Source organism: Streptomyces stelliscabiei (genome assembly GCF_014873495.1).
Classification (GTDB): Bacteria; Actinomycetota; Actinomycetes; order Streptomycetales; family Streptomycetaceae; genus Streptomyces; species Streptomyces bottropensis.
In genome coordinates, this window is the sequence record NZ_JADBGF010000001.1 from 5,819,885 (window position 1) to 5,833,764 (window position 13,880).

At 72.6% G+C, this 13,880-nt stretch carries 6 protein-coding genes and 1 tRNA gene; all 7 read left to right on the top strand.

Features of this window, described 5'->3' with window-relative positions; all coding sequences use genetic code 11:
* Nucleotides 1-80: 80 nt before the first annotated feature.
* The 7 genes from H4687_RS25765 (at nt 81) to H4687_RS25795 (ending at nt 13,876) form a co-directional block, all read left to right on the top strand.
* Complete coding sequence (locus H4687_RS25765) at nt 81-278, top strand: hypothetical protein (protein ID WP_020113751.1); 198 nt, start codon at nt 81-83, stop codon at nt 276-278.
* Between the two features lie 309 nt (nt 279-587).
* Complete coding sequence (gene topA / locus H4687_RS25770) at nt 588-3,464, top strand: type I DNA topoisomerase (RefSeq protein ID WP_046916528.1); 2,877 nt, start codon at nt 588-590, stop codon at nt 3,462-3,464.
* A 244-nt stretch (nt 3,465-3,708) separates the two neighbouring features.
* Nucleotides 3,709-7,017 carry a dTMP kinase gene (gene tmk, locus H4687_RS25775; protein ID WP_046916527.1) on the top strand — a complete coding sequence of 1,103 codons (3,309 nt, stop codon included), beginning with the start codon at nt 3,709-3,711 and terminating at the stop codon, nt 7,015-7,017.
* Between the two features lie 165 nt (nt 7,018-7,182).
* Nucleotides 7,183-8,388 carry a DNA polymerase III subunit delta' gene (locus H4687_RS25780; RefSeq protein ID WP_046916526.1) on the top strand — a complete coding sequence of 402 codons (1,206 nt, stop codon included), beginning with the start codon at nt 7,183-7,185 and terminating at the stop codon, nt 8,386-8,388.
* A gap of 195 nt (nt 8,389-8,583) precedes the next feature.
* Nucleotides 8,584-10,170, top strand: a complete 1,587-nt coding sequence (locus H4687_RS25785; protein ID WP_046914413.1) for an alpha/beta hydrolase — start codon at nt 8,584-8,586, stop codon at nt 10,168-10,170.
* Between the two features lie 123 nt (nt 10,171-10,293).
* Nucleotides 10,294-10,367, top strand: a tRNA-Thr gene (locus tag H4687_RS25790).
* A gap of 638 nt (nt 10,368-11,005) precedes the next feature.
* Nucleotides 11,006-13,876: a helix-turn-helix transcriptional regulator gene (locus H4687_RS25795; RefSeq protein ID WP_192781719.1), complete on the top strand. Its 2,871-nt coding sequence runs from the start codon at nt 11,006-11,008 to the stop codon at nt 13,874-13,876.
* Nucleotides 13,877-13,880: the final 4 nt, after the last annotated feature.

Consider the following 13,880-nt stretch of genomic DNA (forward strand, 5'->3'; position numbering starts at 1 on the left):
TTCACCTCGGGTTCGCGCGCCCGCCGCCCGTCCGTGCCAGCCTCCCCTCCCGGGGTGGTCGAGGGGTGGGAGGACGGGACATGGAGAGCGGACCGGCGATCTTCGTGGGGGTGGTGTTCGCCCTGTTCGGAGGCGGGCTGCTGCTGTGGACCGTGACACGGCTGCGCCGGGGCGAGCCGGTCGCCCAAGGGGTGCGTCCCGCGCTGTCGGCGTCGCTCGCGAGCGTGGCGGCGGTCACCGCTCTCGCCCTCGGCGCGTGGTGCCTCACCCGCGTCTGAGCGGGCCCGGGGAGCCGGGGCCGACGGGAGTGCCGGGTAACCGCGATGTGACGCTCCGCATAGGCCCCGAACGGGTCGCCGCACACGCCGGGCGGCAGGAATGGCGGTAGTCGGGTTACCGTTCGAGTGGCCGTTGCGGGCTTTTCCCGTTTGACACGGGGGCGGGATGTACCGTCACACTCCGCAGCGTCAGCATGACCCGACCCCCGGGCCGACCGCCGAGCCCCGTGCGAGGCAACGGCCGCCGGGGGCCCCGCCCCGGGAAGCCAGCCTGGGGGGACCCAGCGTCGACCGGAGAGAAGAGCGAAGTTGTCCCCGACCAGCGAGACCGCGAAGGGCGGGCGCCGACTCGTCATCGTCGAGTCGCCTGCCAAGGCGAAGACGATCAAGGGCTATCTCGGCCCCGGCTACATCGTCGAGGCGAGCGTGGGGCACATCCGCGACCTTCCCAACGGTGCCGCGGAGGTGCCCGAGCAGTACACCGGCGAGGTGCGCCGCCTCGGCGTGGACGTCGAGCATGACTTCGCGCCCGTCTACGTGGTCAACGCGGACAAGAAGGCGCAGGTCAGGAAGCTCAAGGATCTCCTGAAGGAATCCGACGAACTCTTCCTCGCCACCGATGAGGACCGCGAGGGCGAGGCCATCGCCTGGCACCTCCAGGAGGTGCTCAAGCCCAAGGTCCCGGTCAAGCGGATGGTCTTCCACGAGATCACCAAAGCCGCGATCCAGGCCGCCGTCGCCAACCCGCGCGAGCTGAACCAGCGCCTCGTCGACGCCCAGGAGACCCGCCGCATCCTCGACCGTCTCTACGGCTACGAGGTCTCGCCGGTCCTGTGGAAGAAGGTCATGCCGCGGCTGTCGGCGGGCCGCGTCCAGTCCGTCGCGACCCGGCTCGTCGTGGAGCGGGAGCGGGAGCGCATCGCGTTCCGCTCGGCCGAGTACTGGGACCTGACCGGCACCTTCGCGACCGGCCGCGCCGGTGACGCCTCCGACCCGTCGTCCCTGGTCGCCCGCCTGCAGTCCGTCGACGGCCGCCGCGTCGCGCAGGGCCGCGACTTCGACTCGGTCGGGCAGCTCAAGGGCGCGACCGTCCTCCACCTCGACGAGGGAGCCGCCCGCGCGCTGGCCGCCGCCCTGGAGAACACCCGGTTCGCGGTCCGGTCCGTCGAGTCCAAGCCGTACCGCCGCTCGCCGTACGCCCCCTTCCGTACGACGACGCTCCAGCAGGAGGCCTCGCGCAAGCTGGGCTTCGGGGCCAAGGCGACCATGCAGGTGGCGCAGAAGCTGTACGAGAACGGCTTCATCACCTATATGCGTACCGACTCCACGACGCTCAGCGACACCGCGATCAAGGCCGCCCGCGCCCAGGTCACACAGTTGTACGGCGCCGACTACCTGCCGGCCCAGCCGCGCACGTACGCCGGGAAGGTCAAGAACGCGCAGGAGGCGCACGAGGCGATCCGGCCCTCGGGTGATCGTTTCCGCACGCCCGCCGAGACGGGTCTGACCGGCGACCAGTTCAAGCTCTACGAGCTGATCTGGAAGCGCACGGTCGCCTCCCAGATGAAGGACGCGACGGGCAACAGCGTCACCGTCAAGATCGGTGGCACCACCTCCGACGGCCGGGACGCCGAGTTCAGCGCCTCCGGCAAGACGATCACCTTCCACGGCTTCCTCAAGGCCTACGTCGAGGGCGCCGACGACCCGAACGCCGAGCTGGACGACCGCGAGCGCAGGCTGCCGCAGGTCGGCGAGGGTGACGCGCTCTCCGCCGAGGAGATCACGGTCGACGGGCACGCCACCAAGCCCCCGGCCCGCTACACCGAGGCCTCACTGGTCAAGGAGCTCGAAGAGCGCGAGATCGGCCGCCCGTCGACGTACGCGTCGATCATCGGCACGATCCTGGACCGCGGGTACGTGTTCAAGAAGGGCACGGCCCTCGTGCCGTCCTTCCTGAGCTTCGCCGTGGTCAACCTGCTGGAGAAGCACTTCGGGCGGCTCGTCGACTACGACTTCACCGCCAAGATGGAGGACGACCTCGACCGCATCGCCCGCGGTGAGGCCCAGGCGGTGCCGTGGCTCAAGCGCTTCTACTTCGGCGAGACCGCGCCCGGCGGCGCACCCGTCGCGGCGGGTGCGAACGGCACGGCGGCCGAGGCCGGCAACGGCGACGGCGACCACCTCGGCGGGCTGAAGGAACTGGTCACCGACCTGGGCGCGATCGACGCCCGCGAGGTGTCGTCGTTCCCCGTCGGCGACGGCATCGTGCTGCGCGTCGGCCGCTACGGCCCGTACATCGAGCGCGGCGAGAAGGACGCGGAAGGGCACCAGCGGGCGGACGTGCCCGAGGACATGGCGCCCGACGAGCTGAGCGTCGAACTCGCCGAGGAACTGCTCGCCAAGCCCAGCGGTGACTTCGAGCTGGGTGCCGACCCCGCGACGGGCCATCAGATCATCGCCCGCGACGGGCGCTACGGTCCGTACGTCACCGAGGTGCTCCCCGAGGGCACCCCGAAGACCGGCAAGAACGCGGTCAAGCCGCGCACGGCCTCGCTGTTCAAGTCGATGGCGCTGGACACGGTGACCCTGGCCGACGCGCTGAAGCTGATGTCGCTGCCGCGCGTGGTCGGCGCCGATGCCGAGGGCCAGGAGATCACCGCGCAGAACGGCCGGTACGGGCCCTATCTGAAGAAGGGCACGGACTCGCGCTCGCTGCAGACCGAGGACCAGCTCTTCACGATCACCCTCGAAGAGGCGCTGGCGATCTACGCCCAGCCCAAGCAGCGCGGGCGGGCCGCCGCCAAGCCGCCGCTGAAGGAACTGGGCGAGGACCCGGTCAGCGCGAAGCCGGTCGTGGTGAAGGACGGCCGCTTCGGGCCGTACGTCACCGACGGCGAGACCAACGCGACGCTTCGGTCCGGGGACAGCGTGGAGACGATCACCCCCGAGCGCGGATACGAACTGCTCGCGGAGAAGCGGGCCAAGGCTCCCGCCAAGAAGACGGCCAAGAAGGCGCCGGCGAAGAAGACGGCGACCAAGACCGCCGCGAAGAAGGCCGCGCCGGCGAAGAAGACCGCCACCGCGAAGAAGACGGCGGCTTCGAAGACGGCCACGGCCAAGAAGGCGGCTCCGGCGAAGAAGGTGGCCGAGAAGAAGGCTGCGGCTTCCGGGGACGGCGCCCAGTAGCCCGGGGGTGCGGGTGCGTCAGCTCGGGGGCGCGGGTTCGGGCGCGGGTACGTTCGCGGCTGCGGGCTGTTGCGGCTTGTCGCGCGGTTCCCCGCGCCCCCGACGGGGCGCCCGTGCTCGGCGGTGGCTGGAAGTGCCCGCCTTCCTCTCGTCGGATGTGTGCGTTTCGTGTGACTTGGTCGTGCGCCGTGCGTGCGTTCGGGCGCTGCTTCTGCGTGTCGGTGGGTGCCGATAGGCTGAAAGCATGATGCGAGCCGAGCAGCCTACGGCCCACGACCCGGCCTTCGATGACGCCCTGGCAGCCGACTCCCGGGAGCGCGCCGTGCGGGCGCTGCTGCGCCGGCCGCAGCTGAAACGGTTGTGGGGCGCACAGCTCGTGGGCGGCGTGGGCGATGTCCTCGCCCTGTTCGTGCTGGTGCTCCTCGCCTTCCAGGCGGCGATCGCCGAGGGCTCCTTCGGCGGTGGATACCGGGGCGTCGCGCTCACGGTGGCAGCCGTCTTCGGTACGCGCGCCCTCGCGACCCTGCTCTTCGGAGCCGTGCTCCTCGGCCCGCTCACCTCGCTGACCGCGCAGGAGGGGCCCCTCGACCGCCGCTGGACCATGGTCGGCGCGGACGGGGTACGGGTCCTGCTGCTGATCGTCGCGCCCCTGTGGATCGACTGGACGCCGGACAACGCGCTCGCGGTGCTGCTGGTCACCGCGTTCGTGGCCGGGGTCGCCGAGCGGTTCTGGACCGTCTGCCGGGAGAGCGCGGCACCCGCGCTGCTGCCCGCGCCGCCCCCGGAGGGCGCGACCGTACGCCCGCTGCCGGACCACATGGACGCGCTGCGGCGCCTGGCGCTGCGTACGACCTTCGTCGCGGTGCCCCTCGCGGCCGTCGTCCTCGTCGTCGCGGCGCTGCTCAACAACCTGCTGGGTGCGGGCCTCGACTGGTTCGGACAGCACCAGGCCGCGCTCGCCTCGTACGTCGCCGCCGGGCTGTTCGCCGCCTCGCTGTCCCTGGTGACCTTCCTCGAACTGCCCAAGACGCGCACCCCGCGCGCGCGGTCGCCGCTGGAGGGGCTGCGCCGGCCCAGGACGGGCACCGGTGTGGACAAGGGCCGGACGGGTGCGATCCCGCTGCTGGTGCCGGCGTGCGGTGCCGTGGCCGGTGCGGTCGCCGCCGTGGTCGCCGTCGCCGTGCTGCACGCCAAGGACCTGGGCGGCGGACCGGTGTTGTACGGGCTGTTCGTCGCCGCGGTGACCGGCGGGGTGGGCGTCGGGATCCGGCGGGCGCCGTCCGTGCTGCCCTCGCTGTCCCGGCGTCGGCTCCTCGCTCTCACGATCGCCTTCACCGGTGTCGCCCTGCTCGCCGCCGGGCTGACGCCGGATGTCACGAGCGTGGTGCTGATCCTGGGGCTGGCCGGCGTCGGCGCGGGCATCGCCGCGAACACCGGGCACACGCTGCTGGACCAGGAGGCCGAGGACTTCCGGCGGGCCCGGACCACCGAGCATCTGCACGCTGTCGTACGGGTGTTCGTGGCTGTGGCGGCGCTCGTCGCTCCGCTGGTCGCCGCCGCCATCGGGCCGCACCGGCTGGAGAGCGGCAAGTTCGTGTTCGCGCACGGGGGCGCGGCGTTCACGCTGATGCTGGTGGGGGCGCTGCTGCTGCCGGTGGCCGCGCTGGTGCTGGCGAAGGTCGACGACCGGTCCGGGGTGCCGCTCCGGCAGGACCTGCGGGACGCGTTGCTCAAGGGCGACGATCCGGCGCAGGCGCCCGCGGCCTCGGGGTTCTTCATCGCCCTGGAGGGCGGCGACGGGGCCGGGAAGTCCACCCAGGTCGAGGCGCTCGCCGAGTGGGTCCGGGCCAAGGGGCACGAGGTCGTGGTCACGCGGGAGCCGGGGGCCACTCCGGTGGGCAAGCGGCTGCGGTCGATCCTGCTGGACGTGTCGAGTGCCGGCCTGTCCCACCGGGCCGAGGCGCTCCTCTACGCGGCCGATCGTGCCGAGCACGTGGACACCGTGGTGCGGCCCGCGCTGGAGCGGGGTGCCGTCGTCATCTCCGACCGGTACATCGACTCGTCCGTGGCGTACCAGGGGGCCGGGCGGGACCTCTCGCCGACCGAGATCGCCCGGATCTCGCGGTGGGCGACCGATGGACTCGTACCCCATCTGACCGTGCTGCTGGACGTGTCGCCCGAGGCCGCGCGCGAGCGGTTCACCGAGGCGCCGGACCGGCTGGAGTCGGAGCCGGCGGAGTTCCACGAGCGGGTGCGGGCGGGTTTCCTGACGCTGGCCGCCGCGGACGCCGGACGGTACCTGGTCGTGGATGCCGCGCAGGACCCGGAAGCTGTGACGACCGTGGTTCGGGCCCGGCTCGACGTGATGCTGCCGCTGTCCGAGGCCGAGGTGAAGGCGCAGGAGGAGGCCCGGCGCAAGGCCGAGGAGGAAGCACGGCGCAAGGCCGAGGAAGAGGCCGCGCGCAAGGCCGAGGAGGAGCGGCTGGAGCGGGAGCGCCAGGAGGAGCTGGCGCGGCTGCGGGCCGAGGAGGAGGAGCGCAAGCGGCGCGAGCTGGAGGAGGCTCAGCGGCGCGAGGCGGAGCGGCAGGCGGAGGAGGCCCGGCAGCGGGCCGAGGAAGCGCGTCGCCGTGCCGAGGAGGAGCAGGCGCGGCTCCTCGCGGAGGAGAAGGCCCGTGCCGCGGAGGAGGAGCGGCGTCGGGTCGAGGAGGAACGGCGCCGCAAGCAGGCCGCGGAGGAGCAGCGGTTGCGGGCGGAGGCGGAAGCGCTCCGCCTGGAGAAGCAGCGGAAGGCCGAGGAGGCCCTGCTCCGGGCCGAGGAGGCACGGCGGGTGGCCGCGGCGGCCGAGGCCGAGCGGGCGGCTCGCGCCGAGGCGGAGAGGGTCGCGGCGGAGCGGGCCGAGGCGGAGCGCGCGGCCGAGGCCGAGCGGGGGGCTCGGGCGGAGGCGGAGAGGGCCGCGGCGGCTCGTCGGGCCGCGGAGGCCCAGCGGAGTGCGGAGGCTCAGCGGAGTGCTGAGGCTGCGCGGGGCGCTGGGGGTGGCTCCGGTGGCGACGACGCGATCACGGTGGCCACGCCGGTCGTGACGCCGACGAACGCGTCGGGTGGGCCCGTGGACGAGACGGCCGTGCTGCCGCCGGTGCGGGGGGACGGGCCGGTGGGTTCGGGGCGTTCGCCCGGTGGGGCGGACTCCGAGACGACGGCGAAGTTGCCCAAGCCGCCGGTGCCGGGTTCGGGGGCGGCGGAGGACGAGACCGCGGTCCTGCCGCCGGTGCCTCCGGGAGCCGCCGATGAGACGGCGGTCCTGCCGCCGGTGCGGGAGGACCGGGTGCCACCGGGGTACTTCCGGGACGAGCGGCCCGGGCCCGACGGGGCGGAGGGACGGACGCGCGAGCTTCCGCAGGTCGACGAGCAGGGGACGCCGCGGCGACGGCCCCGCTCGGACTGGGCCGAGGAGACTCCGCTGGACGACCTGCCCACGCTCGCGGACGAACTGCTGGGCTCGCACGACGGCGACGACCCCGACGAGGGGCGGGGCTGGCGGCGGCGACGCCGGTGAGGTGACACGCGCCCGGACCCCGAGGCGGAGGTGGGGCCCGGCCGTCCGCGAGTCGGGCCGGGCCGGACGCGGGCCGGGCGGGGATCGGGCCGACCGGGCCTGGCTGTCAGTGGGGTCGCGCACAATGGGGCGCGAAGAGGTGTCGTGGACGGAGGGCGGTGGGTCATGGCCGTGTGGGACGACCTGGTGGGGCAGGAGCGACTGAGTGCGCAGCTCGACGCCGCCGCTCGGGACGCGGACGCGATCGTCACGGCGGCGACGACGGGCACGGCACCTCCGGAGGCGTCGAGGATGACGCACGCGTGGCTGTTCACGGGACCGCCGGGTTCGGGACGGACGACCGCGGCGCGGGCGTTCGCGGCGGCACTGCAGTGTGTGAGTCCGGACCGGGCGCTCGGGGGGAGCCCCGGGTGCGGGTTCTGCGACGGATGCCATACGGCGCTGGTGGGGACGCACGCCGATGTCAGCACCGTGGCGGCGGTGGGTGCGCAGATCCTGGTCGACGACATGCGGGACACCGTGCGCAAGTCGTACACCTCACCGGCGAACGGGCGCTGGCAGGTGATCCTCGTCGAGGACGCCGAGCGGCTGAACGAGAAGTCGGCGAACGCGGTGCTCAAGGCCGTCGAGGAGCCCGCCCCGCGGACGGTGTGGATGCTGTGCGCGCCGTCGCTGGAGGACGTGCTGCCGACCATTCGCTCGCGGTGCCGGCACGTCGGACTGCTCACACCGTCGGTGGACGCGGTGGCGGACATGCTCGTACGGCGCGAGGGCATCGAGCCGGAGGCGGCCGCGGTGGCCGCTCGGGCCACCCAGGGACACATCGAGTGGGCCCGGCGGCTGGCCACGGACCCGCGGGCCCGTGAGCGTCGGGCCGCAGTGCTGAAGCTGCCGCTGCGGGTCGAGGACATCGGGGGGTGCCTCAAGGCCGCGCAGGAGCTGGTGGACGCCGCGTCGGAGGAGTCGAAGCAGCTGGCCGAAGAGGTCGACACCAAGGAGACCGAGGAGTTGAAGGCGGCGCTCGGCGCGGCGCAGGGCGGGCGCATGCCGCGCGGTACGGCGGGGGTGATGAAGGACCTGGAGGACAAGCAGAAGCGGCGGCGCACGCGGGCGCAGCGGGACAGCCTGGATCTCGCGCTGACCGAGCTGACCGGGTTCTACCGGGATGTGCTGGCCCTGCAGATGGGGGCGCGGGTCGCGCTCGCCAACGTCGAGGTGCGGGAGAGCCTGGAGCGGATGGCGCGGGGTGGCACGCCGGAGTCGACCCTGCGGCGGATCGACGCGATCGCGGGCTGCCGGGAGGCGCTGGAGAGGAACGTGTCGCCGCTGCTGGCCGTGGAGGCGATGACGATGGCGCTGCGGGCCGGGTGACGTCGGGGGCGTCAGGGGGCGTCGGGCGTCATGGGGGCGGCAGGGGACGTCGGGCGCACGGGGACGACGGAGCTGCGGCGTCCTCCTTGTCGTGGCGGGCGGCGGGTGTGGCGCGTTCGGTTGACTGCGTCACTCGTACGAGCAGCATTTGTTCCCATTCGTGATCAATTGAGTGGTTCTGGTTACGCTCGCGAGATGCACACCAGGCGTACTTCCCGGCCGAACCGGTACCTGCGGGCAGGCGGCGCGTTGCTCGCTGCCGCCGCGCTGCTCGTCGCGGGCTGCTCCTCCGGCGGCTCCCGTACGGCGGCCACCGTGGCGGACGGAGGGCCCGGCCTGGTCGCGCGGCCCCGGGCGACACCGTCGGTGCCGGCCGCGTACTACGAGCAGAAGCTGCGCTGGCGCGACTGCGAGGTCGCCGGTTTCCAGTGCGCCACGATGAAGGCGCCCCTCGACTACGCGAAGCCGGGCGAAGGCGACATCAGGCTGGCCGTCTCGCGCCGGAAGGCGACGGGCCCCGGGAAGCGCCTCGGCTCGCTGCTGGTCAATCCCGGCGGGCCGGGCGGGTCGGCGGTCGGGTACGTGCAGGGGTACGCGGGCATCGGCTACCCGGCCGAGGTGCGGGCGCGGTACGACATGGTGGCGGTGGACCCGCGGGGTGTGGCCGGCAGCGAGCCGGTCGAATGCCTCACCGGGCGGCAGATGGACACGTACACGCAGACGGACCTCACTCCGGACGGCACGGGGGAGACGGCGAAGCTGGTCGCGGCGTACAAGCGGTTCGCGGAAGGGTGTGGGCAGCGGGCGCCGCGTCTGCTGCGGCACGTCTCCACCGTCGAGGCGGCTCGGGACATGGACATCCTGCGGGGCGTGCTGGGCGACGAGAAGCTGACCTATGTGGGCGCCTCGTACGGGACGTTCCTCGGGGCGACCTACGCGGAGCTGTTCCCGAAGCGCGTCGGCCGACTGGTGCTGGACGGCGCACTGGACCCCTCGCTGCCCGCCCACCGGCTCAACCAGGAGCAGACGGCCGGCTTCGAGACGGCCTTCCAGGCCTTCGCGAAGGACTGCGTGGGGCGGAAGGACTGTGTGCTGGGGCGCACGCCCGCACAGGTCGGCGACCATCTGCGCGCGTTCTTCGAGCGGCTGGACACACGGCCGCTCCGGACTGGTGACGCCGACGGACGGCGGCTCGGCGAGGCCCTGGCCACGACCGGGGTGATCGCGGCGATGTACGACGAGGGGGCGTGGCCGCGGCTGCGCCAGGCGCTCACCGAGGCGGTCGGGAAGGGCGACGGCGCCGGCCTGCTCGCCCTCTCGGACAGCTACTTCGAACGCGGCCCCGGTGGCACCTACTCCAACCTGATGTACGCCAACGCGGCCGTGAACTGCCTCGACCTCCCGGCCGCCTACGACAGCCCCGAGAAGGTCGAACGGGCCCTCCCCGAGTTCGAGAAGGCGTCCCCGGTGTTCGGCCGGGCCCTCGCGTGGGCCTCCCTGAACTGTGCGTACTGGCCGGTGCGGGCGACGGGCGGACCGCACCGCATCGAGGCGAAGGGCGCCGCCCCGATCGTCGTCGTCGGCACCACGCGCGACCCCGCGACCCCCTACCGCTGGGCCCGGGCGCTCGCCTCCCAGCTCTCCTCCGCCCGCCTCCTCACCTACGACGGCGACGGCCACACGGCCTACGGCCGCGGCAGCGCCTGCGTCGACTCCACGATCAACGCCTACCTGCTCCGCGGCACGCCCCCCGCAGACGGAAGGCGCTGCTCAGCGCCCTGAACCCGGCCCGCCGCGGCAGTCCCTCCGGGGCCGCCGCAGGGTGCTCCGATCCCTGGTTCGGAGCACCCGGGAAACTGTGTAGACTTACCGACGTTGCTGATCGCACCATAGTGCGGACAGCGCGCCGCCTTAGCTCAGATGGCCAGAGCAACGCACTCGTAATGCGTAGGTCTCGGGTTCGAATCCCGAAGGCGGCTCTGTGGTGAACCCCAGGTCAAGCCTTTGACCTGGGGTTTCTTGTTTCGGGTGACCTTGGAATCCGGGCTGAGTGGGCACCTGCGTTCTACGCATCGCAATGCGTAGGTCTGGGGTTGACAGCCAGTGGCAGGTTCACAGGGCTGTGACCTGGCCCTTTGTTCCGTGCTGCCGGTCGGTTCGGGTCTGATGGGTTCAGTGTGGTGGCCATGTGGTGGCCAAGCGTGCAGAGATCGTGCAAACGAGCCCCCAGCCGTTCATCAACCGGGTCAACCAGCTGCTTGGAGTGAGCAAGTGCCCGCGGGTGTCACGCTCTGAGGGAGGGACAGTGCCTTCAGCTCCCTCGACGGAACTCGGTGGGTAGCTGCACGGGAGCGCGGCGCTCGGCGCCGTCACAGCGGGAGTTCACGAACTCCTTCGGCGGCTTCGTCCGTGCGAACAGCCGGAGGCGATGGCGACTCCACGCCGATGTCTGGAACCGCGGCACAGTGGCTGAGTGTGAAGGCAGCAGGGCTGTGCGTCAGGGTAGCGGTCGGCGGGTCGGCGGTATCGGATGATCGGTGGTGTCCGGTCGGTTCGGCTCTGCCGGGCATGACTTACGTAAGATCGTCATGGAAATGTCCCCGACGGCCGCCTGGCCATGGGGAGGTCAGGTGGTGATGTGACTCCGCTGGTAGGCCGGGCGACGGAGCTGGAACGTCTGGACGCGGTCCTCGATCGAATGCTCGAGGGGGACGGCGGCTGCTCCGTCGTGGACCTCGCCGGGACCGCAGGCATCGGCAAGAGTCGCATGATGGCCGAGTTCTGCCGACGGGCACAGGCCCGGGGGATGGCGGTACTGCGCGGCCGGGCCACCGAGTACGAACAGCACATCCCTTACCAGCCGTTCAGCGACGCACTCGCCGACCACGACATGGAGTTGACGGATCGGGGTGCCACGGACGGGCGCGGCGACCGGTTCGGACTGCAGCGCTCCATCGCGAAGTTGCTCGTACGGATCGCCCGCAGCCGTCCCGGCTCCGGGCTCGTCGTGGCGTTGGACGATCTGCACTGGGCGGACCCGGCGTCCCTGGAACTCCTCGACCACTTCGTCCGCCATCCCCCGAACGCCCCCGTCGTGATCGTCGTGGCCCGTCGCAACCGTCAGACGGCGGCTTCCCTTGACGCCGCGCTCACCCGGGGGATCGACCTGGGTACGGTGCTGCGGCTGAACCTCGGACCCCTCGCCGAACGGGCGTGCGTCGAGGTACTGGCCCCCGGGCTGGCCCCCGGCATGCAGCCTGGCCGGGCCGCCGAGTTGTACGCCGCCAGCGATGGCAATCCGCTGTACTTCCTCGCCCTCCTCCAGGCCGGACATGCAGGACGGAACGACGGCCAGGACGCACTACTGCTCTCAGCCGGGCTCGGCTCCGTCCTGCTTGACGAACTGACCCCGCTGACCGCTGCGCAGCGCCGTACCGCCGAGGCGGTGGCCGTCCTGGGTGACCGTGGCAGTGCTTCCTTGCTGGCTGTGGTGAGCGGCCGGGACGAGGCCGAAGTCGACGAAGACCTGGGAGCGCTGGTCGAGCGTGATCTCCTGCGTCCCGGGCCGGGCGGACGGTGGGCGCTGCGCCATCCGGTGCTACGGGCTGTCGTGCACGAGAGCACCCACCCCCTGGAGCGCACGCGGATGCACCGCCTCGCCGCGGCCGCGCTGGCCGCCGCCGGAGCCCCCGCCAGCGAACGCGCCCACCACATTGAGCAATCACTGACCGGCTGGGACCCGCAGGCCGTCGCCGTACTGTCCGAAGCGGCCGAGCGCTCCGCCTCCACCGCACCCGCGAGCAGCGCCCATTGGCTGGGCGTCGCCCTCACCCACCTGCCCGACCAGCCGCAACACGCCACGCGGCGCCGCGATCTGATGCTGCGACGGGCCCGCGCCCTGGGCATGTGCGGAGGACTGCGGGAGAGCCGGGATCTGCTGCACGAGGTGATCGCCATGTCACCGCCCGACGAGGCGGGGGCGGAGCGAAGCGTACGGGCCTCCGCCGTGACACTGTGCGCGGTGATGGAGCGTCACCTCGGGCGATACAACGAGGCGGTTGCTCTGCTGCGCCGCGAACTCTCCCGGACACCGGGCCCGTCCGACGCCGACGCGATAGAGCTCGGCCTGGAACTGGGCTCGTCCGCGCCGCACGCCACCGCCTACCCGCAGCTGCGTGCTGACGTGGCCGCCACCCTCGACCTGGCCCGGTCGCTGGGCGATGAGGTCGCCCAGGCGGGCGCCCTGTCGATCGCGGCACTCGGGGAGACGTACGAAGGCAACATGGGTGCCGCACGGGAGGCCACCGACCGGGCCGCCGCGCTGGTCGACGCCCTTACCGATCACGACCTCGCGGGTCTGTGCGAGCCGCTGGCCCGGCTCGGCTGGGCCGAGGCGTTCCTCGAGCGGTACGCCGAAGCCGAACGGCACGCCGAGCGCGGCCTGGCCATCGCGCGGCGCGGCGGCCAGCTCTATGTCGTGCCCCACCTGTTGCTGGCCAAGTCGTATGTTCACCATCAGACCCTGCGACTGGACTCGGCCATAGAACTCGCGGACGAGGCCGAGACGGTCGCCCGCGGCATCGGCAGCGACGAACTGCTGGCCTTCGTTCTGACCAACAAGGCGTATGCCCAGCTGTTCGCCCTCCCGCTTGGCGACCAGGCCGCGCTGGTGGTGGCCGAGGAAGCCGTCGCCGCAGCGGGTACGCGTACCAACTGGTGGGCGTCCATCGCCTGGTGCGTGCTCGCCCAGGCGGCGATGCACGCCGGTGATCCGCAACGCGCCCGGGCCGCGGTCCTTCGTGGCGGAGGCGACGACCTGAACGGACTGCACCCGTCCATGCGCCCGATCATCCTGGAGATCCTCGTCAACTCCGCCATCCTGACCGGCGACACGGATGCCGCCGCGACCTGGGCGGAGCGGGCCCGTAAGGAGGCGGAGCAGCTGAACCTGCCCTCGCAGCAGGCCTCGGCGCTGCGCAGCACCGCCCACTGTCTGTCCGCCGACGGCGACATGGCAGCGGCCGCCGAACTGTTCGAGGAGGCTGTGGACGTGGCGGCCCGCGGGGGAGCGGTGCTGTGGGAAGCGTTCAGCCTGCTGTTCGGCGCACCCCTGGTCGCCGCCGGCAGTCCTGACCGAGGCCGCGCCATGTGGACACGCGCCCGACAGCTCGCCGTGACCGGCGGCGCGCATCAACTGACGGGCCTGGCCGATGCGATCCACCCCCTCGTGCACCCCGTGCCCCCGGCCCAGCCTCCAGCCCCGGTCGCGGGCCTCTCCGCCCGCGAACGCGAGATCGCCGCCCTGGTCGCCGCCGGCCTGACCACCCCGGCCATCGCCGCCCGTCTCTTCCTCAGCCCCCGCACGGTCGAGTCTCATCTCAGCCGTATCTACCGCAAGACCGGCGTCACTTCGCGGGCCGCCCTCGCCGTCCTCCAGACCAGGCTCGAGCTGAACGACCCGACGACCGGGACTACCGGGCCCACCTGATGTG

Excerpts from the sequence above, each read along its gene's own strand:
- H4687_RS25765 (WP_020113751.1), top strand. The coding sequence starts at position 81 with ATGGAGAGCGGACCGGCGATCTTCGTGGGGGTGGTGTTCGCCCTGTTC.
- tmk (WP_046916527.1), top strand. The coding sequence starts at position 3,709 with ATGATGCGAGCCGAGCAGCCTACGGCCCACGACCCGGCCTTCGATGAC.
- H4687_RS25780 (WP_046916526.1), top strand. The coding sequence starts at position 7,183 with ATGGCCGTGTGGGACGACCTGGTGGGGCAGGAGCGACTGAGTGCGCAG.
- H4687_RS25785 (WP_046914413.1), top strand. The coding sequence starts at position 8,584 with ATGCACACCAGGCGTACTTCCCGGCCGAACCGGTACCTGCGGGCAGGC.
- H4687_RS25795 (WP_192781719.1), top strand. The coding sequence starts at position 11,006 with ATGGGGAGGTCAGGTGGTGATGTGACTCCGCTGGTAGGCCGGGCGACG.